15 protein-coding genes are annotated in these 20,615 nt (G+C 59.7%); 8 read left to right on the top strand and 7 right to left on the bottom strand.

Translation table 11 applies throughout. The features are described 5' to 3' along the window. Positions 1-3: 3 nt before the first annotated feature. A complete protein-coding gene (gene nrdD / locus AACS24_RS04000; RefSeq protein WP_108572429.1) occupies positions 4-2,121 on the bottom strand; it encodes an anaerobic ribonucleoside-triphosphate reductase in 2,118 nt (705 codons plus the stop codon). Positions 2,122-2,568: 447 nt separating this feature from the next. Between nrdD and AACS24_RS04005 the strand changes: the two genes are divergently transcribed. Next, positions 2,569-3,543 (top strand): ABC transporter substrate-binding protein, encoded by a 975-nt coding sequence (locus tag AACS24_RS04005; RefSeq protein WP_108572430.1) that lies wholly within the window; start codon positions 2,569-2,571, stop codon positions 3,541-3,543. Between the two features lie 61 nt (positions 3,544-3,604). Here AACS24_RS04005 and ligA read toward each other — a convergent pair whose 3' ends face one another. The 3 genes from ligA to AACS24_RS04020 all read right to left on the bottom strand — a co-directional run bounded on the left by ligA (position 3,605) and on the right by AACS24_RS04020 (position 10,249). After that, a complete protein-coding gene (gene ligA, locus AACS24_RS04010) occupies positions 3,605-5,611 on the bottom strand; it encodes an NAD-dependent DNA ligase LigA (RefSeq protein ID WP_108572431.1) in 2,007 nt (668 codons plus the stop codon). 99 nt (positions 5,612-5,710) lie between these two features. Beyond that, positions 5,711-6,859, bottom strand: coding sequence for a cell division protein ZipA (gene zipA / locus AACS24_RS04015; protein ID WP_108572432.1), 1,149 nt, complete (start codon positions 6,857-6,859; stop codon positions 5,711-5,713). Positions 6,860-6,874: 15 nt separating this feature from the next. Beyond that, positions 6,875-10,249: an AAA family ATPase gene (locus AACS24_RS04020; RefSeq protein ID WP_108572433.1), complete on the bottom strand. Its 3,375-nt coding sequence runs from the start codon at positions 10,247-10,249 to the stop codon at positions 6,875-6,877. 110 nt (positions 10,250-10,359) lie between these two features. On the opposite strand from AACS24_RS04020, the gene cysZ reads away from it, so the two are divergent. Together cysZ and AACS24_RS04030 are read left to right on the top strand one after the other, a co-directional pair. After that, positions 10,360-11,124, top strand: coding sequence for a sulfate transporter CysZ (cysZ, locus tag AACS24_RS04025; RefSeq protein WP_042032896.1), 765 nt, complete (start codon positions 10,360-10,362; stop codon positions 11,122-11,124). Between the two features lie 144 nt (positions 11,125-11,268). Next, positions 11,269-11,883: a trimeric intracellular cation channel family protein gene (locus AACS24_RS04030; protein WP_033115777.1), complete on the top strand. Its 615-nt coding sequence runs from the start codon at positions 11,269-11,271 to the stop codon at positions 11,881-11,883. Positions 11,884-11,968: 85 nt separating this feature from the next. On the opposite strand, the gene AACS24_RS04035 is transcribed toward AACS24_RS04030, so the two are convergent. From AACS24_RS04035 to AACS24_RS04045, 3 genes are all read right to left on the bottom strand, one after another. After that, a complete protein-coding gene (locus AACS24_RS04035; protein WP_041208149.1) occupies positions 11,969-12,220 on the bottom strand; it encodes a lipoprotein in 252 nt (83 codons plus the stop codon). 49 nt (positions 12,221-12,269) lie between these two features. Next, entirely contained in the window at positions 12,270-12,815 is a 546-nt protein-coding gene (locus tag AACS24_RS04040; protein WP_108572434.1) for a YcbK family protein, read from the bottom strand. Positions 12,816-12,978: 163 nt separating this feature from the next. Then, a complete protein-coding gene (locus AACS24_RS04045; protein WP_108572435.1) occupies positions 12,979-14,463 on the bottom strand; it encodes a L,D-transpeptidase family protein in 1,485 nt (494 codons plus the stop codon). Between the two features lie 657 nt (positions 14,464-15,120). Here AACS24_RS04045 and AACS24_RS04050 point away from each other — a divergent pair. From AACS24_RS04050 to AACS24_RS04070, 5 genes are all read left to right on the top strand, one after another. After that, positions 15,121-15,666 carry a hypothetical protein gene (locus AACS24_RS04050; RefSeq protein WP_033115781.1) on the top strand — a complete coding sequence of 182 codons (546 nt, stop codon included), beginning with the start codon at positions 15,121-15,123 and terminating at the stop codon, positions 15,664-15,666. 53 nt (positions 15,667-15,719) lie between these two features. Then, positions 15,720-16,727 carry a glycosyltransferase family 2 protein gene (locus AACS24_RS04055; RefSeq protein WP_042032891.1) on the top strand — a complete coding sequence of 336 codons (1,008 nt, stop codon included), beginning with the start codon at positions 15,720-15,722 and terminating at the stop codon, positions 16,725-16,727. Further along, entirely contained in the window at positions 16,727-17,098 is a 372-nt protein-coding gene (locus tag AACS24_RS04060) for a GtrA family protein (protein WP_108572436.1), read from the top strand. Before AACS24_RS04055 ends, AACS24_RS04060 begins: the two co-directional genes overlap by 1 nt. Further along, a complete protein-coding gene (locus AACS24_RS04065; protein WP_108572437.1) occupies positions 17,098-18,264 on the top strand; it encodes a hypothetical protein in 1,167 nt (388 codons plus the stop codon). The genes AACS24_RS04060 and AACS24_RS04065 overlap by 1 nt, the downstream gene beginning before the upstream one ends. 229 nt (positions 18,265-18,493) lie before the next feature. Further along, on the top strand, positions 18,494-20,605 hold the full coding sequence (locus tag AACS24_RS04070) for an alpha-amylase (RefSeq protein ID WP_108572438.1): 2,112 nt from the start codon (positions 18,494-18,496) through the stop codon (positions 20,603-20,605). The last annotated feature ends 10 nt before the right edge of the window (positions 20,606-20,615 follow it).

Genomic DNA, 20,615 nt, shown 5'->3' on the forward strand with positions numbered 1-20,615 from the left:
CGTTTACATATGTTTGACGCGGCGCTTCACTTCTTCCTGCTTGCCCGCATTGAAGGGGCGCGCATCCGGGCTGCCAAGATAGCCGCAGACACGGCGGGTCACCGACACCTTGGCCGGGTCGTGGTTGCCGCAGCGCGGGCAGGTAAAGCCCTTGGAAGTGCACTCGAACTCGCCGGTAAAGCCGCAGTCGTAGCACTCGTCAATGGGGGTGTTGGTACCGTAATAGGGCACCTTGTCATAGCTGTAGTCCCAGACGTTCTCCAGCGCTTCCAGGTTGTGCTGGATGTTGGGGTACTCGCCGTAGCAGATGAAGCCGCCACTGGCGATAGGCGGATAGGGTGCTTCGAAGTCCAGCTTGTCGTACGGGTTGACCTGCTTCTCCACGTCGAGGTGGAAGCTGTTGGTGTAGTAACCCTTGTCGGTCACGCCGGATACCACGCCAAACTCCTTGGCGTCGATGCGGCAGAAACGGGTGCAGAGGTTCTCGCTCGGGGTGGAGTAGAGGCTGAAACCGTAGCCAGTCTCGTCCTTCCACGCATCGGTCGCCGCCTTGAGACGCTCGATGATGGCGATCGCCTTTTGGCGCAGGATCTCGCTATCGAACAGATGGGTATCGCCGCCAAACAGGGCATTGATGGTCTCGTGAACCCCGATATAACCCAGCGAAATGGAGGCGCGGCCGTTCTTGAAGATCTCGCTGACGTTGTCGTCTGCCTTCAGACGCACGCCACAGGCCCCTTCCATATAGAGGATCGGCGCAACCCGGGCCTTGACCCCGTCGAGACGTTCAATGCGATACATCAGCGCCTTTTTGGCCACCCGCAGGGCAGCATCCAGACGATCCCAGAAGTCCGCTTCATCACGGGATTTCAACGCGATACGCGGCAAGTTGAGGCTCACCACGCCAATGTTGTTGCGGCCTTCGTGGATCAGCTCGCCATTCTCCTCGTAAGCGCCGAGGAAGGAGCGGCAGCCCATGGGGGTCTTGAAGGATCCGGTCACTTTCACGACCTGGTCGTAGTTGAGGATGTCCGGATACATCCGCTTGGAGGCACACTCCAGCGCCAACTGCTTGATGTCGTAGTTGGGGTCCCCGACCTTATGGTTGAGGCCATCCTTGATGGCGAACACCAGTTTCGGGAACACCGCGGTCTTCTTGTTCTTGCCAAGGCCAGCGATACGGTTGCTGAGGATGGCGCGCTGGATCAGCCGCGATTCCCAGCAGTCGCCCAGGCCAAAGCCGAAGGTGACGAACGGGGTCTGGCCGTTGGCGGTGTGCAGGGTATTTACTTCGTATTCCAGTGACTGGAAGGCGTCGTAGCACTCTTTCTCGGTGCGGGCCATGGCGTAGGCGTCCACATCGGCAATGCCCCACTCTTCGGCCACTTCACGGTGCTTCTGCCAGCTGATGGTCACATAGGGTGCCAACACCTCGTCGATGCGGTTGATAGTGGTGCCGCCATAGATGTGGCTCGCCACCTGGGCGATGATCTGGGCGGTCACGGCAGTGGCGGTGCTGATCGATTTCGGGGTATCGATCTCCGCATTGCCCATCTTGAAGCCGTGAGTCAGCATCCCTTTCAGATCGATCAACATGCAGTTGAACATCGGGAAGAAGGGGGAGTAGTCGAGATCGTGGAAGTGCAGATCACCGCTCTCATGGGCCTGTACCACATCACGGGGCAACATGTGGCTGGTGGCATAGTGCTTGGCGACGATACCGGCCAGCAGGTCGCGCTGGGTCGGGATCACCTTGGAATCTTTATTGGCGTTCTCGTTGAGCAGGGCGGCGTTGGTCTGCTCGACCAGACCACGGATCTCCTGCGCCAAACGACCGCGCGCCTCGCGGGCCTGATCCCGATCGTGGCGATATTCGATATAGGCACGGGCGATGGCCTTGTCGTCGGACGCCATCAGGTGGTTTTCGACCCGGTTCTGGATCTCGTGGATATCGACTTCACCACGCCCTTCCAGCTCCTGACTCACCGCGCTTGAGATACGCAGTGCCAGCGCCGAACTGGCCTGATTGACCGCTTCCGCCGCACGGCTGACCGCCTCTGCAATCAGCTGGGCATTGAATGGTGCGCGACATCCGTCACGTTTGATCACAACCGGTTTCATCGAATTTCCCCGTTAAAAGGCCAGGCAATCTGCCCTTGGCTCACCCTTGTTAGGCCCCCCTCCCGGCGTCTCATCCTGGACACAAATAAATTCAGCCGAGGCTTGACAAACCCGGGCTGAAGATAGGAAGGGAACAGCTTATGCACAGCTTAATAACACAACATATAGGGATTAAAAACGAATGCATGCCTATATGTGGTGTCTATTAGGCACCAAAGCAGGTAGCCATTTATTGATCCAAGACAGGTTTTACAGCGAGTGGGACAGTTCACGACCAACCAACAAAAGCCTCAAACAAGGCCATCTTCAGCGGTGGTGCGGGCTGGCGTCCGATCTGCCAAAGCAGAAAAAAATTCGCAATAAACACTCTGGATAGCGGGGTGACAGTGCCAAGCAAAACCACTCATACTGAGCGGGTAGAGACGACGGTTCGACACAGGACACCCCATGCGTAAATCCCTCTTGTTGCTACTGCTGACTACCTTATCCCTGCCTGTGTGGGCAGCCCGCATACTGGTGATCAGCAGCTACCACCCCGACTATCTGTGGGACATCAGTTACAACCAGGGGCTGGTGGATGGTCTAGAGGAAACGCACCAGATCAGCCACTTCTACATGGATACCAAGCGCCGGCCACGGGAAGAGTTCGATACGGTCGCCCAACAGGCGATTGCTTTCTACCTCAAGAGCAAACCGGATATTGTGGTGCTCGGCGATGACAACGCCATCAACTATCTCGCCAGCGAGATCTCGTCCCTGGGTACCCCCGTCGTCTTTCTTGGCATGAACGAAAATCCCCGGCTCAAGGGCTTTGTCGGCCACCCCAAGATCACCGGCGTGCTGGAGCGCCCCCTGCTCAAACGCAATATCAGCGAGATGAGTCAGATGATGGGAGGTCTTAACAAAGTACTGGTGCTGTTTGATTCCAGCAATGTGGCCCTCACCGCCATCGAGGATGAGTTCAAAACCCAGACCGAGCTGCGGGTCGGCCAGACCCGGGTCTACAGCCAGCTGATGGGCGATTACAGCCTCTGGCAAGAGGCGGTGCTCAACAGCAAGAAAAACGGCTATGGCGCCATATTCCTCGGCCTCTACCACACACTGCTGGATGAAAATGGCAAGCATGTGGATGAAAAAACGGTACTGGAGTGGACCAGCAGCCATAGCCCGGTGCCGGTTTTCTGCTTCTGGGAGTTCACCGTGGGCAAGGGGATGGCCATCGGTGGCCTGGTACTTGATGGCAAGGATCAGGGGCTGCAAGCGGCGGCGCTCATCAACAGCATACTGGCAGGTGCATTGCCTAAAACCCTCTCTCCACGGGCTGCCCTGCGTGGCGAGTATGTCTTCAGCAAGAGCGAAGTCGCCCGCTGGCACCTCACGGTGCCCGAGAAATGGCGCAACAAGATCCTCTGGCGCGAATAACCCCCAATAAAAGAGAACCCGGCCATGCCGGGTTCTCTTTGTATCTCAACCTGCGGGCCACTCAGCCCTGCAACGCCTGTTGCAGCTCCTCTTCGCTCCAGACGGTGATCCCCAGCTCCTGCGCCTTGGCGAGCTTGGAACCCGCCGCCGCCCCCGCGACCAGCACATCGGTCTTGGCAGACACAGAGCCCGCCACCTTGGCGCCCAGCGCCTGCAGTGCCGCCTTGGCATCGTTGCGCGACAAGGTAGTTAGCGTACCTGTCAGCACGAAGGTTTTGCCGGCAAAGGGTTGCTCCGCGGCCTCTTTCTTCTCGATGGCTGGCCAGTGGATACCGGCAGCCAGCAAGGCTTCCAGCACCTCCACGTTGTGCGGCTGACGCAGAAAGTAGTAGACATGCTTGGCCACCACATCGCCCACGTCGGCCACTTCGAGCAGCTGCTCCACCGAAGCCGCACGCAGGGCATCAAGCGTGAGGAAGTGGTTGGCAAGGTTGAGCGCAGTAGCCTCCCCTACTTCGCGGATCCCAAGGGCAAACAGGAAGCGCGGCAGGGTGGTGCGGCGCGCCGCATCGATGGCCGCCACCAGATTGAGGGCCGATTTTTGCCCCATCCGCTCAAGCCCGGCCAGCTGGATGGTATTGAGGCTGAAGAGATCGGCGGGAGTCTTCACCAGCCCCTTGTCCACCAGCTGCTCGACAATCTTGTCGCCAAGGCCGTCCACGTCCATGGCACGACGGGCGGCAAAGTGCTTGATCGCCTCCTTGCGCTGCGCCTCGCAGAACAGGCCACCGGAGCAGCGGGCAACCGCCTCTCCCTCCAGCCGTTCCACTGCCGAGCCACACACCGGACACTCGGTCGGGAAGAGAATTTCGCGCGCATCAACAGGGCGCTGTGCCTCTACCACGGCCACGATCTGCGGGATCACGTCCCCTGCCCGGCGCACGATCACGGTATCACCGACCATGACGCCAAGGCGCTCGATCTCGTCGGCGTTGTGCAAGGTGGCGTTGGAGACGGTGACGCCGCCGACAAACACCGGTTTAAGCTTGGCCACTGGCGTCACGGCGCCGGTGCGGCCAACCTGAAACTCGACGTTCTCAAGCAGAGTCATCTCCTCCTGCGCCGGGAACTTGTGGGCGGTCGCCCAGCGCGGTGCACGGGCCACAAAGCCGAGCTCCTCCTGCAGAGCGATGGCATCGACCTTGTAGACCACGCCGTCGATCTCGTAGGGCAGCTCGCCACGGCGGGCCAGAATGTCGTCGTGGAACGCCTGACAACCGGCAGCCCCCTCTTTGAGTTTCACCTCGGGACTGAGCGGCAGCCCCCACGCCTTGAGCTGATTGAGGCGACCAAAGTGAGAGTCACCGAGCTGCTCACCGCCGACCCCGACGCCGTAGGCGTAAAAGCTCAGGGGACGGCTGGCGGTGATGCGTGAATCGAGCTGGCGCAGGCTGCCAGCAGCGGCGTTGCGCGGGTTGACAAACACCTTCTCACCTGCGGCCAGCGCCTTGGCGTTCATCGCCTCAAAACCCGCCTTGGGCATAAAGACTTCGCCACGCACCTCAAGCCGCTCGGGCCAGCCAGAGCCCCGCAATGCGAGCGGAATGGCCTTGATGGTACGCACGTTCTCGGTGATCTCCTCACCGGTAGCGCCATCGCCCCGGGTCGCGGCTTGCACCAGCTGACCATTTACATAGAGCAGGCTCACCGCCAAGCCATCAAGCTTGGGCTCGCAGCAGAACTCGAAACGCACTTCACGCTTGAGGCGATCGCTCATCCGTTGTTCAAACGCCTGCAGCTCTTCACTGCTAAAGACGTTGTCCAGACTCAGCATGGGGATCTCGTGACGCACCTGCTTGAAGGCGGTCAGCGGCTGGCCACCCACCCGCACGCTCGGAGATGCCGGGGTTTTCAGCTCGGGGTGGTCGGTCTCCAGCGCGATAAGTTCGCGCATCAGACGGTCGTATTCGGCGTCCGGTACGGTCGGGTTATCCAGCACATAGTACTGATGACCATATTCGGTCAGCAGCTCACACAGTTGACGGTGGCGGGAGAGGATATCGCTCATGAAAAAGTCTCGAAGTGTGATTGAAAATCCGGCCCGGGGTAGAAACAAAAATGCGGTACCGGGGTACCGCACTTTGATTCATTCGACCCGCATGGCGTATTAGTCGCGGCTGGCCTCGTAGGCAGCCAGCTCATGACGGTAACGGGCGATAGTCTCGTCACTCAGCGGGCTGCGCTCCATATCGGTCAGCATGGCATCGAGATCGCTGGCCAGCTGATCAGCGGCCTGCAGCATGTCCTCGAAGGCAAATGCGGCATTGCTGCGCAGGGGCAGCTGCATGAACAGGGAGACACCCGGTGTGGTGAACTGCTCCATACGATAGGGATTGAAAGTACCCGGCTTGACCATGTTGATCATGGAGAAGAGCACCTCACCCTTGCCGTTGGCATCTTCGTGACGGTGGAAGATATCCATCTCGCCAAACTTGAAGCCAAGCGCCATCAGGGAGGAGAGCAGGGTCGCCCCTTGCAGCTCGTGACCCGGACGTCCCATCAGGTTGATGACATAAACGTCTTGCCAAATCTTCTCGACCGGCTGGACAGCAACGCGCGGCTCTTCGACTGGCGCTTCGTAGACCGGCTCCTCATACACGGGCTCGGGAGCAACGTGACGGGGCTGCGGTTTGTATTCGGGTTCGGCAGCGCGCACCGGCTCGGCACGCACGCTCTCGTTGCGCACGCCAAAAGTCGGCGCAGTTGCATAGGCTGGCTCGACCAGCGGCTCGTCATCCTGAACCTGCATGACAGGCTCACGCTGGGGACGGGAGCGGTAAACCGGGGTACGACGATTGACCTGCGCCGGCTTGCGCACGGGTGCAGCAGGCTCTTCCTCTACCACTTCGGGCTGAGGCTCATCGTATGCTTCCTCTTCTTCATAGACAGGAGGCGGCGGGGGAACCGGACGGGCAGCAGGCTTGCGCACAACGGGTGGCGGCAGATCGTCCTCGTCATCTTCATCATCAAAGGCGGGCAACGAGGAGCGACGGCTGAGTTCCGGCTGGCGGCTCTCTTCGTCACGATGGAGCTTGGGCTCGGCGCGACGACCACTGCTGACCACACGCACCTGACCGATGCCATCGCTGTCGAACGCATCATCGTCACGATTACGTGACTTGGACTCCATCCGGCCAAGCGGTTTCTCTTTGATCGGTGCCTGACGATTCTTTTTGTTGCTCCACAACCCGTGAATGAGCAATGCCGCAATAGCAATACCGCCCAGGGCAACCAAGATGTAACGCAATTCCTGCATTAGCTGCTTCTCTTTCTAGTTTTGCTCAGCCAAAGCGACGGCTTCACCGATATCGACCGACACAATGCGAGAAACTCCGGGCTCTTGCATTGTGACGCCAACCAGCTGCTCAGCCATCTCCATGGAGACCTTATTATGACTGATGTAAACGAACTGTACTGTGCTCGACATCTCTTTGACAAGAGAACAGAAGCGACCGACGTTCACTTCATCGAGCGGTGCATCCACCTCATCCAGCAGACAAAAAGGTGCTGGATTGAGTCTGAAGATGGCAAAAACCAGCGCAAGTGCGGTTAACGCCTTCTCCCCCCCGGAAAGCAGGGCAATGGTAGCATTCTTCTTACCCGGAGGTCTCGCCATGATGCTCACTCCGGCCTCCAAAAGATCATCGGAGGTGAGCTCAAGCCAGGCACTGCCCCCACCAAACACTTTTGGAAAGAGGGATTTTAAATCTTCATTGACCTTATCGAAAGTGTCCCGGAAGCGTATTTGTGTCTCTTTATCAATTCTTTTAATGGCTTGGCTCAAGGTTTCCAGCGCTTGCTCAAGATCCTGGCACTGGTTTTCCAGATAAGTTGCTCGCGTTTTCGCCTCTTCGTACTCTTCCAGCGCAGCCAGGTTGATGGCGCCAAGTGCCTCCACTTGCGTCTCCAGCGTCTGGATCTCCTGCCGCAGCTTGCCGCGATCAGCGGCAATCAGCACAGCCTGATCGAGATCCACCAGTCGAACACCCAGCTCTTCGAACTGTTCATGCAGCCCTTGCCGGCGGGTGAGGTTGCGCTCGCGCTCAAGGCGCAGGGTCGCCAGCGTCTCCTGCAGCACCATCAGCTGCTTGTGATCGGCGCTGCGCGCCTGATCCAGCTCGCTCAATTGACGTTCCAGCTCCGCCAGCCGTTGATGGCAGGCGAGTTGCTGCGCCTCCAGATTGCGCTGCTCCGCCAACAAAGGGGCGAGATCAGGAATCGCTTCGTTCTCCGGGTTCTTGAGTCCGGCCAGCTCCAGCCCGAGCCTTGCCAACTCCTCCTCACCAAGCGCAATCAGCTGGCGCAGGTTGCCAAGCTCAAGCTGCAAACGCTGACAGGTCGCCTGCTGCTGCTCGCGCCGCCCGCGCGCCTCTTCCTGCGCTCGCTCGCAGCGCCCCACCAAATCCTGAGCCGCCTGCAACGCTTCGCTCAGAGGCTCGCCCTGCTCCTGCAACTCGGCCAGACGCGCCTCTTCAAGCGCCAGCTGTTGCTCGGTCTCGGTCAGCCGCTGCGCCTCTTCGGCCTGCTCTTTATCGAGGCGGAGCAGCTCTTCGCCAAGCTGGCCGAGCCGCAGCAACCGCTCTTGTCGCTGACCTTGCTGCAAGCTCCAGGCTTCGCGCAGTTGCTGCCATTTTTGCTCCTGCTCGCGCAGGGCTCGCTGCGACAACTCCTGCGCATTAACGATGCGAGCCCGCCGTTCATCGGCGGCTGCCAGCTGCTCGCTCCATTGTGCCAGCGCGTCGGCTGCAGCGCGTTGCTCGGTGTGCAACCGCTCACGTTCACCCAGCAGCGCCATGGTACCGAGCGCAGCGCCCTGTCCAATATCCGCCCAGTTCGGCCCCAACCAGTCGCCGGCAGGAGTCAGTACCGACTCACCGGCCAGCAGGGTTGGCTGGCGAGCCTGCGCCTCTTCCCTGTCATCGGCCAGCCAGATGGCGTTGAGGAAGGCGGGAACGTGATCACCGCTGATCAAGGAGGCCAGGGTACCGGCAACGGCTGGCAGTGCCGGGCCAATCCAGAGTCCGTCCAAAGCCGGATTGCACTCGTCCGCAGGGGTCGCGGTGAGCCAGCGGCCCAGCACCTTGTCGAGCGCCTGTGCCCATTCGGGGGCAACTTGCAGCCGATCCGCCAGAGTCGCCCCCTCCATCTGCTCGCCAAGGATCTGATCCAGCGTCGTCAGGCGCGCCTCCAGTTCCCGTAGCAACCCCTGCTGCTGGCTGTGGGCGAGTTTGAGCGCTTCATGCTCCTCAATGGCCTGCGCAAGCTGCGCTGCCAGCTCCTCGGCCGCCGCTCGGCCCAACTCCAGTTCGCCCCCCAGCGTATCGAGGGCCGGTTGCAGATCGGCATCCTCTGCACCGATGGGGCCGGAGCGCTCATCCTCCAGCTTGAGGCGAGCAAGTCGGGTTTTGGCTTGCAGCTCATGCAGGCCGCCGAGCCGGGCACGGGTCTGGTTTAGCTCCCCCTGCAGTCGGGTCACCTGCTGCTGCCACTGTTGCTGCTGCTGGCGGGTCTGCTCAAGCTGCTCGCTGGCCCGCAGTCGCGCTTCCTGTTGCTCGGTGAGCAACTGCTCACACTGCTCCAGCCGCGCCTCTTCCAGCTCGCTTCTTAGCACGCCTTCAGTCAGCTGCTCCTGCTGGCTGGCCAGCTGCGCCTTGCGGCTGGTGATGCGTTCCCCGAGAGCCTGGGTTCGCGCCTGCAAGTCACGGCCAAGCTCGCTCTGGTGCAGCTGTTGCTGTTCAAGGCGGGCGATGGCCTGTCCGCCAAGGAAAATCTGTTGTTGCCGATTGGCTTGCTCGGCCTGCGCCTCTTGCCGGGCCACCGAGAGGGTAACGTGGCGTCCCTCGTCGGCGGTGCGCTTGGCATCGAGCGCTGCCAATGCCTGTTCGACCTGCGCCAGCTCGCTCTTGGCCTCGCCGAGACGAGTCTCCAGCGCCCACAGCTCGGAGCCAATCAACTCGGCGCGAGCGGCGCGTGAACGGCTCTTGAGCTGTTTGTAGCGCTCTGCGGTTTCGGCTTGGGCCTTGAGGTGGTCGAGACGAGAGCCCAGCTCGCCGCGGATATCACCCAGACGCTCCAGATTCTCCTGGGTGTGGCGAATGCGCTGTTCGGTTTCGCGGCGCCGCTCCTTGTAACGGGAGACGCCGGCCGCCTCCTCCATAAAGAGCTTGAGATCGGCGGGACGGGACTCCACCAGCCGGCTGACAGTGCCCTGCTCGATGATAGCGTAGCTGCGGGGCCCGAGGCCGGTACCGAGGAAGAGGTCGGTTACATCCTTGCGGCGGCACTTCTGGCCATTGATCTGATAGTGGTTGGTGCCGTCGCGCAGCACTTCGCGACGCACCGAGATCTCGGTAAAGCGGCCGAACTCGCCGGGCACCCGGTTATGGGGATTGTCGAACACCAGCTCGACCGAGGCGCGGGCATGGGCAGTGCGGTTGACGGAGCCGTTGAAGATGACATCCGTCATGTTCTCGCCGCGCAGATGGCGGGCCGAGCTCTCGCCAAGCACCCAGCGCACGGCGTCGATCACGTTGGATTTGCCACAGCCATTGGGCCCGACCACTGCGGTCATGTCGGCATTGAGCTCGATGCGAGTCGGCTCGACAAACGACTTGAAGCCGGCGAGTTTGATCAGTTTCAGACGCATGGCGACCTGTATCAGTGGCTAAATAAAAGGGAGGCGGGCAGGCGACTTTACCAAATCAAAAGCTTGTTTGTAATATGCTGACTGTCTTCCCATGCACAGATGGAGCTCATATGAGCCAATCACCCCATATGGTCAAAGCATCAATCAGCGGTGCAGATTACTTCCTGCGCGGTTTTTCCCTCATCCGCCAGCCCGGCATCCGCACCTTCGTGCTGATCCCCCTGCTGGTCAACTTCGTGCTGTTCGCCGGCGCCTTCTATGCTCTGCTGTTGCAACTCGACAGCCTGTTCGCCTGGCTGCACCAGCAGATCCCGGCCTGGCTCAACTGGCTGGACTACCTGCTCTGGCCGATCGCCCTCATCACCATACTGGTGGTCTTCTCCTTTATCTTCAGCTCGGTCGCCAACTGGATTGCAGCCCCCTTCAACGGGCTGCTGGCTGAAAAGGTGGAGCAGATCCTGACCGGCGAGGCGCCCAACGACAGCGGCATGCTCGATATCGTCAAGGATGTGCCGCGCACCTTCGGTCGCGAGTGGAAGAAGCTCAAGTACTACCTGCCCAAGGCGATCGGTTGTCTCATCCTCTTCCTGATTCCCGTAGTCGGCCAGACTTTAGCCCCCGTGCTCTGGTTCCTGTTCAGCGCCTGGATGATGGCGATCCAGTACATCGACTATCCGTTCGACAACCACAAGATCGATTTCATCACCATGCGCGATGCCTTGAAGCAGCGCCGTGGCCAGTGCCTCAGCTTTGGCGCTCTGGTGACCCTCTTCTCCGCCATTCCGGTGGTAAACCTGTTCGTGATGCCGGTCGCCATCTGTGGCGCCACCGCCATCTGGGTCGATCACTACCGGCAGGAGCAGCTGCGCCGCTGATCCTCAAACGGTGATTAAAAAGGCACCTATTAAGGTGCCTTTTTGCTTTTTCGCATGAATTAAAATAATGGATATATTGCTTTGCTTGTCCCCTATAGTCCGAGTTGTTAGGATGCTCGCCTTTCTCGTACCCTGGGATATCTCATGTTACATGCACTCTTCTTGCTGGGCCTGGTGGCCGAAGGGATGACTGGTGCGCTGGCAGCGGGCCGGCGACGGATGGATCTGTTTGGTGTGGTAATCATCGCCTCGGCAACCGCCATCGGCGGCGGTACCATCCGCGATGTGCTGCTGGGGCACTATCCCCTGCTCTGGGTCGAGCATCCGGAATATGTGCTGCTGGTTGCGGGCTCGGCCATGGCCGGGGTCATCTCGGCGCCGCTGATGCGCTACCTCGGCAAGCTCTTTATGGCACTCGATGCGCTGGGTCTGGTGGTCTTCTCCATTTTCGGCGCAGCAAGAGCGCTGGAGATGGGACATGGCGCCGGCATCGCCTGCATCATGGCGGTCGTGACCGGGGTATTTGGCGGGGTGCTGCGGGATCTGCTCTGCCAGCGCATTCCACTGGTGTTTCGCCGCGAGCTCTATGCTGCCATTTCCCTCATCACGGCAGCCCTCTACTGCCTGGCGCTGGATCAGGGGCTGCCGACCAACTGGGCGGCCTTTGGGGCGATTGGCATCGGCTTTGTACTGCGCCTCCTGGCGGTTCGCTTCAAGTGGGGATTGCCCACCTTCAACTACCAATACGCAACCCACTGAGTACGCCAGCTTTTGACGAGAGCGTCCGGATTGCGGACAACAAAAAAGCGCCGCTATGGCGCTTTTTTCATGGGCTCTTGCAGCCTCAGTTAATCCCTTCCGAACTGAAGAAGGTCGCCTTGTCGGCGATGAAGCGGATCTTGATGTTCTTGCCATCACTCCCCCAGATACAACTGGTGGTACCCAGAGCATCATCACAACGCTCGGCTTTACCCAGAATGGCGCTGGCCTCGGCGTAGCTCATCCCCATCTTCAGCTTGTCGTAGTTGTCGCGGTTGAGCTTGCTGCAACCGGTCAATGCCAGGGCGATCAGGATCCCCGTTACCAGACGTTTCATCTGTCTCTCCTCTATCAATCATTGGAGCCTAACAGGTTGGCCCGGGTGATCACCAGCTTCGTACAGGGCCGGTATCGAGGTGAACGAAGTTGTCGTGCGGGTAGTAGCCGACGCCACCGACCTTGAGATGAAGCGCAACCTTGCGCAGATTGGCCAGCTGCACGCCGGGAATGCGCACATCCACCGCCTGTCCCAAGGTGTGGTAGCTATGCTTGGCAACCCCGCGGCTTCTGCGGCGCTTCTGGCGATTGGTCGCCGGTGCCCGATAACCGGAGATGAGCTGGATCTCCCCTCGCCGCCCCAGCTTGTGCTGCAGCAGGAAGAGCTGATCGAACAGCTTGGTATCGATGTCGAACACTTCGTTGCGACGATAGTCGCGGAAGATATGGTTCAGTTCGGCCAGCCCGTCATTCAGATAGCGGCCATTTTCCCAATAACTGACCCTTGCCCGCTCACCGGTGTTGAGATTGAAAAAGCTCAGTTCACGACCAGTGGTACTGCGGCTTGCCAGCGCCGGAAAAGAGACCAGCGAGCTACCCAGCAGGCAACCGGCTCCCAGCAACAGGCGACGACGACTTATCTCTTGTTCCAGCATAAGGGGTCCGTCCATCGCAGATTCAAGCGACATGGTTGAATAAAGATTGTTCAATGAATTCGGTTCAGGCGCTTGAAACTACCTCCCGACCGGGATCATGTCAAACCTCTCTCGCCCATGAAAAAGCCCGGCCATGGCCGGGCTTTTCACTCTGTGGCAGGGATCACAGCAGACGGCTCTGGAAGCTGACCCGATCAAATCCGTAGATGTCGTTGCGCAGTTGCTGACGACCATCTTCGTCAATCCAGCTGCTCCAGTAGACGGTAAACACCGGAATTGGCTTGGTCAGCGGCAACCACTTGGTCTCGCTCTCCTTAAGGATCGACGCCACCTTGTCCGGCTGGTAGCGGGAGTCCGCCAGCAGCAGTTCGGCCAGATCATCGGCATGTTCGACCCGGATACAACCCGAGCTGAAGGCGCGAGCCCCCTGCTCGAACAGGGATTTGCGCGGAGTCGAGTGGAGGTAGATGGCCTCGTTGTTGGGCAGGTAGAACTTGTAGCGACCGAGCGCGTTGTGATCGCCCGGCTTTTGCCGCAGACGATAAGGGAAACCGGCGGCCAGCGCCTGACGCCACCCCTCTTCGGTGAACTGGACCGGATTGCCCTCGCCATCGATCACATCGAACTGCTCACGACTCAGATAGGCAGGATCGCGACTCAGCTTGGGCAGAATATCCTTGCTCAGAATGGAGCGCGGCACATGCCAGGAGGGGTTGAGCACGATGGAACGAATTTCGCTGGCGAGGATGGGCGTAGCACGCTGCTCCTTGCCGACGATGACCCGGCTGGTAAAGACCTCGTTACCGGACTCCACCACGCTCAGGCGATAGTCAGGAATGTTGACCAGTACATAGCGGGGCTTGCTCAGCTGATCGACCAGATCACGGCGCCAGAGGTTACGCAGCAGCAGGCTGGCACGTACTTGCGGCCCGGTATTGAGCCAGGAGCGGGTCTGACGGCCGATCACGCCGTCGGCGGTCAGACCGTGACGACGCTGGAACTGCTTGATGGCCTGCTCGGTATCGGCGTCATAGATGACATCGCCGTGCCTAGGCGCGCTATCTCCCAGCTCGTTGAGCATGGTGCGGATCTGGCCAAGCTCGTCCGAGCTCTCGCCGGCACGCAGGGTCGGCATGTCGAGGGTGGGCCACTTGTTGGCCATCGGCATCGCCAAAAGCTTGTGGACCTTCTCCCGCACCGCATCATATTCAGCCACCTGAGGGCGCAGCGATTTCACCTGAGTGAGCAGGTCATCATCGCTTGGTTTGGTGACCACGGGACGGTTCAGATCGAACTTGAGCGTTTTCATCTGTTCCCGGGAGACCAGATCCATCGACCGCCAGGCATACTGAAAGCGACTCAGCTTGGCGAACGCTTCATCATAGATAGCGCCCCGCGCTGCAGCAGGGGTTGCCTGCATCCGTCGCCAGAGCTTGAAGAAATCGGGATGGAGCTGGGCAAGTACCGCTTCCTGCAGCTGCTGCTCCAACTCGATACGGGCCTGTTCGGCCTTGCTGCCCTGATACCAGTCATGCTGGGTTTTGCTGGCAGCGACTACCACCTGTGCCTCGGCCGCATGCACTACTCCGGCAGGCAAACAGCCAAACCAGACCAGATTGGCAAGGGCCAGCCAATACTTCATCCCCATGGATACCTCAAAACGATGTGTTCACTCTGTCAGACCCTCTGGTCCGGCTGCTCATGATGCGTGAATGGCTATCACTTTGCCAGCACCCCGGAACATAGCGCCACCAGATAATTTCATTGTCATTGATTGAATCGCAATCGGCCAATTCACCCGTTGCTGATAGCGGAAGAACCAACTTCTGGCCGCCAATCACCATATAAAAGCAAGATGCTCACCAGCGCTGCACCGACATGCGTAAAACCGCTACAAAGCAGGCGGTCAGCCGGTATGTGATGAACACGTCCTGGCTAATGAGGTCAGCCCGAAACGCTCCAGGTTTATCGACTGCCATCCCGACTGGCTGAAGGGGGAAACAGGTAAAAAGGGGCTCATCTCAGTGCTATTGGAACTATCAGTAACGACTGTGACGCCATCCGCAAGAAAATGACGCAGCAAACAGCACCCTTTTCTTATGCCAAAGAGAAGCATTCCTTTGTAATCAGCCACTTCCATAATGTTTTTTTTATCAACAAACAGTCGCGTAGGGTTTGGAGCATCGAGCAAAAGGGGTTAATATGTGACCAAATATTTTTTTGTGATCCACTATGCTTTTTTTGCAATTGGATTAGCATATGCGCGAGATCTGCCTACCAATTTCAGTCAGGCGTAGAGAGTGATATGACGTATAAAAAGTTTGGTTTTCTGACCGCCATCCTGGCGCTGAGCGGTTTCTATCTTTACACCCTCTATCTGGCGGCTCACCCCAACGTGAGTCTGGCCTACCGACTCTATTATCTGGAGGGGAAAACCCGTTTCTGGGAACACAACTCCAGCATGACCTATCTGCCGGGCAACGAGCTCAACCTCACCAAGCCGAGCCGTTTCCTGTCGAGCGAAGGCTGGGCCAAGAAGCCAAGCGAAGAGGGCACCCAGCTGAGCGGCAAGGGCGGCCTCTACTTCGTGCTGCCCAAGCAGGCTGCCAATCCGGAAGAACTGACCATCCACGCTCGCGTCAACAGCCCGCAAGCGGGTGCCCTGCTGCAGGTGGCGCTCGGTCACGACTTTACTACCACGGTCAAACTGGCCAAGGCCGGGATTAACGAAATCCGCCTCAGCCTGCCAGGGGATTCACTCACCGCAGATCCCAAGCGCCCCAATTTTCTGGCGCTCTCGGCACCAACCCCCATCAACGTTCAATCAGTGCGCCTGACCGTTGCCCAGTGATATTTGCCCTGAACACCGTTTTATAAAAACTACTATCCAATAAGGACGTTCTTATGTCGTATCCAGATTTTCGACTCTCTCTGGTCGTTCCCGTTTACAACGAGGAAGAGAGCATCGATGCCTTCATCAACGCGATAGACAACGAACTGGCCCCGCTGAAAGACCAGCTTGAAATTGTATTCGTCAACGACGGCAGCCGTGACCGCACCCGTGAAGTGGTCGAGCAGGCCATCGCCCGCGACCCGCGCGTAACCCTGGTCAACCTGGCCCGCAACTTCGGTAAAGAGGCAGCTCTCACCGCCGGTCTGCATCAGGCCAAAGGGGACGCCATCGTGCCGATGGACGTGGATCTGCAGGATCCTCCCGCCCTGATCCTGGAATTCGTCAAACTGTGGCAGACCGGTGACTACGACACCGTCTACGGCATCCGCGTTGACCGCAGCGCCGATACCCCGATGAAGCGCCTGACTGCCGGCGGCTTCTACCGCTTCTTCAACGCCCTCTCCACCAGCACCAAGCTGCCGGAGAACGCCGGTGACTTCCGTCTGATCGACCGCAAGGTGGTTGAGGCGATCAAACAGCTGCCGGAGCGCAACCGCTTCATGAAGGGGCTGTTTGCCTGGGCCGGTTTCCGTGCCGTTGGCGTTCCCTACGAGCGTCCCGCCCGTCATGCCGGCGAGACCAAGTTCAACTACTGGAAACTGTGGAACTTCGCCCTCGACGGTCTGCTCAGCTTCTCCAGCTGGCCGCTGCGGGTGTGGAGCTACGTGGGCGTAAGCGTCTCTCTGGTTGCCTTCCTCTACATCCTGAAAATCATCACCCAGGTGCTCTTCTTCGGTATCGACGTGCCGGGTTATGCCTCTCTGATGTCAGTGGTACTGTTCCTCGGCGGTATCCAGCTGCTGTCACTCGGCATCATCGGCGAGTATATCGGCCGCATGTTTGTGGAAGTGAAACAGCGCCCTGTCTACCTCATTGAGGGAGTCTATGGCCAGTACGCCAAGGAGGCGGGCAACAAGCAGGATGACGAGCAACAAGAGCAGCAGGAGCAAGCGTCCTGATGATCTCCCGCGAGGAATTCTGGCGGCTGGTTCGTTTCGGTTTTGTCGGCGGGGGGGCTACCCTCGTCGATCTGGGCACCTCCATCGCCGTGTTTCACACCTGGCCAACCATCTCCGAACATCTGGTGACGACACTGGCTTTTGCCGTCGCCTTCTGGTTTTCGTTCTTCGGTCACCGTTACATCACCTTCCAGAAGCAGGGAGCCGCCAGCAAGTTTCTGCTGGTCGCCCTCTTCTCGCTGGCGGTGCGTAACCTGATCCTGAGCGGTCTGCTGTTTGCGGGTCTCTCCGGTCTCGTCCCGGTGGTTATTGCCACCCTGACCGTCACTGTACTCACCTACATCCTCTCTCGCGTCTGGGTTTTTGCCTGATGAATGACATGACCAATACCGCTTCCCTGCCTGGGGACAGCCTCCCCTATCGTCCGTCACTACGCATCAGCGGCCGTGACTGGCTGATGATCATTGCCGCCTTCGTGCTGAGCCGCGCAGCCCTCTATGGCATGGGTTACTTCGGTGTCCAGCTCTATGGCACTCCCGGTATCGGGCCACTGCAGGCCTATTGCCAGTTCGACTGCGTCTGGTTCCAACGCATCATCGAAAACGGCTACGACCTCTACCCGCGCTGGCTGAGCAAAGGCAATGCGGCCAACTGGGCCTTCATGCCGCTCTATCCGATGGTCTCCGGCGCCATCTCCAACCTGCTCAATGTCGAGAGCCTGATCGGCCTCATCATTGTCGCCAACGCCTCCTTCTTCGCCAGCCTGCCGCTGATGCTGCTGGTGCTGCGCCAGCTCAAGCTGGGTGACGATACCGCCCGTTTCGGCGTCTGGTTGCTGGCCTTCTCCCCCTTCTCCGCCTACTTCGTCTCCGGTTATACCGAGTCGACCTTTATGGCGCTGATGCTGGGGATGTTCCTGTTTGCCTACCGGCAGCAGTGGCTGATGGTGGCGCTGCTCGGGGTGTTCATCTCCGCTACCCGCAACCTGGGTGTGATGATGGTGTTCCCGGTGCTGATCCTGGCGCTGCAGGCTTACGGCTGGCGCGAGTTCTTCCGCTTTACCGAGCGCGCCTTCAAGGTGGTTTTCACCCTCTGGATGATCCCCTTTGGCCTCTTCGCCTACATGCTCTACCTCTATCACCTGACCGGTGATGCGATGGCCTTCAAACACATTCAGGTGGCATGGGGCCGTTATATGGACAGCCCGCTGGACTGGTGGCTGAGCGGTTTCGAGCTGGGTGGTCGCAAGGCCTACCTCTCCATCATGGTGATCTTCGGCTGGGGTCTGAACCTCTACCTGTTCAGCCAGAAGCGCTGGGCCGAAGCGACCCTGATGTTCATCTGCTGCACCATTCCGCTGATGACCGGCCTCAATGCCATGCCGCGTTACATGTTCGGCCTCTACCCGACCATGCTGGCGCTGATCCTGCTGACCCATCGCTGGCCCGCCATGCGCCCAGCAGTGCTCTGCATCAGCGGCATGGTCGCCTCCTTTATTGCGGTGGCCTTCGTCAACTTCAAGTTCTTCACCGTCTGATATGACGGCGATAGCTGAAAACTCAAATGCCGGTCAACTGACCGGCATTTTTTATGGCCGCTCTTTTTATCGGCAGCGCCCCCCCCATCACTCCCCGTCACACTTTGTGCTTCTTGAAAACGTAACCATTTGAACTGATGTCACAAATCGGCATTTTGCCGATCCAAGGCGCTCTTTGCTCCTCCTAGAATGGGCCCTTGTCCGAACTGTCCAGCTCAAGGAATGGCTTATGCGTCGCGCTCCCAACTTATCCCCTCTCTGGCTCGCCCTGCTGGCCAGCCCTCTGTTGATCGGCCAGGCCATGGCCGCCTCCGAGGTTCATCTCTATGTAGATGGCCAGCCGGTAGCGACTCCGATCGCGCTGGACAAGGGGACGGTCGAGCTGACCCAAACCCTCGCCAAGGGGAGCCACCAGATCCGCATCAGCGACGCGGGAAACAGTTGCGGTACCAGCTTTGGCCCGAGCGAAAGCAAACAGCTCCCCTTCGGCACCGCCCAGCCGATGGACAAGTGCAGCAAGGGGCAGAGCTTTAACCTGCGAGTGATGCTGGCGGGGGATTATCAGTTCACCTTCAACCCGGATACCCCCAGCCTCAAGGTGCTGCGGGCGACCAAAAAGAGCGAGTTCAAACGCCAGCCGCCAGAGGAGCCCTGCATCAGCTGGGATGGCGGCCCGGTTACCGTATCCCTGAAAGGGGTCTGGCCTGACGGCACCCGGTTACGGGACGCCTACTCCGGTCAGGAGGGTGTGGTCAAGGGCGGCAAGCTGACCCTGACGCCGAGTAAAGAGAGCGGCGGCCTGCTGCTGCTCGAGCCGGTCAAGGCAGCCAAGCCAGCACCGTTCAGCTGGGATCAGGCGAGCGTCTATTTCCTGCTGACCGACCGCTTCAACAACGGCGATCCCGCCAACGACCACAGCTTCGGGCGCCAGAAGGATGGTCAGGATGAAGTGGCCACCTGGCACGGCGGCGACTTCAAGGGGTTGACCGAGAAACTCGACTACATCAAGCAGCTCGGCATCAACGCCATCTGGATCACCCCCATGGTGGAGCAGGTGCACGGCTTCATTGGCGGCGGCGAGCAGGGCAACTTCCCCTTCTACGCCTATCACGGTTACTGGGCGCTCGATTTCACCAAGATAGATCCCAACTACGGCGATGAAGAGAGCCTGAAGACCCTGGTGGACGAAGCGCACAAGCGCGGCATGCGGATCATCCTCGACGTGGTGATGAACCACGCCGGTTACGCCACCCTAGCCGACCTGCAGGATTTGGGGCTCACCGAGCTGACCCGGAACACAAACAAGCTACCGGCCGTCTGGAACCAGTGGCGCCCGAGCGGCGGCCTCAACTGGCATGGCTACAACCAGTTCATCGACTACCAGTCGCCGAAGTGGGACCAGTGGTGGAGCGGTGACTGGGTGCGGGCTGGCCTGCCCGGCTACCCGCAGCTTGGCACCGACGACGTCACCGGCTCGGTGGCGGGGCTGCCGGACTTCCTGACCGAATCCACCAAGCCGGTGGGGCTGCCGCCGCTGCTGACGGCGAAAAAAGATACCAAAGCCAAGGCACTGCCCGACGCCACCGTGAGCGACTATCTCATCGCCTGGCACACCGACTGGGTGCGCCGCTTTGGCATCGACGGCTTCAGAGCCGACACCGTCAAACACCTGGAGCCCGAGGTGTGGGCCCGCCTCAAGCAGGCTGGCACTGCCGCCCTCAAGGAGTGGAAGGCCGCCAACCCGACCAAGAAGCTCGACGACCTCCCCTTCTACATGGTGGGCGAGGTGTGGGATCACGGGGTGGCCAAGGATTTCTGGTATCAGAACGGCTTCGATTCGCTGATCAACTTCGACTACCAGCGTGAGTTCGCCCTGCCCCAGGCCCAGTGTCTGGCCAGCGCCGAGCCCACCTATGCCAGCTACGCCAGCCGCATCAATCAGGATCCCGAGTTCAACGTGCTGAGCTACATCAGCTCCCACGACACCAAGCTGTTCTTCGGCGACTATCAGGACGTACCGCTGCAGCGCCGGGTTGCCAGCAGCTTTATGTTGCTGCCGGGCGGCATTCAGATCTACTACGGCGATGAGTCAGGCCGGGGGCTCGCCAAGGATGGTGGCGTGTTCGATCAAAGCTTGCGCTCGGACATGAACTGGCAGGAGCTGGCGAGCGGCGACAAGGCCGAGCTGATCAAACACTGGCAACGGCTCGGCCAGTTCCGCGCCGCCCACCCGGCAGTGGCGGCTGGCAGTCACAAGAAACTGGCCGACAGCCCCTATGCTTTCGTGCGGGAGAAGGGGGATGACAAGGTAGTCGTCGTGTTCGCCGGCCGGCAACAATAGAGGCCAAGAT

This window comes from Aeromonas sp. HMWF016 (genome assembly GCF_963878195.1).
Lineage (GTDB): Bacteria > Pseudomonadota > Gammaproteobacteria > Enterobacterales > Aeromonadaceae > Aeromonas > Aeromonas lacus.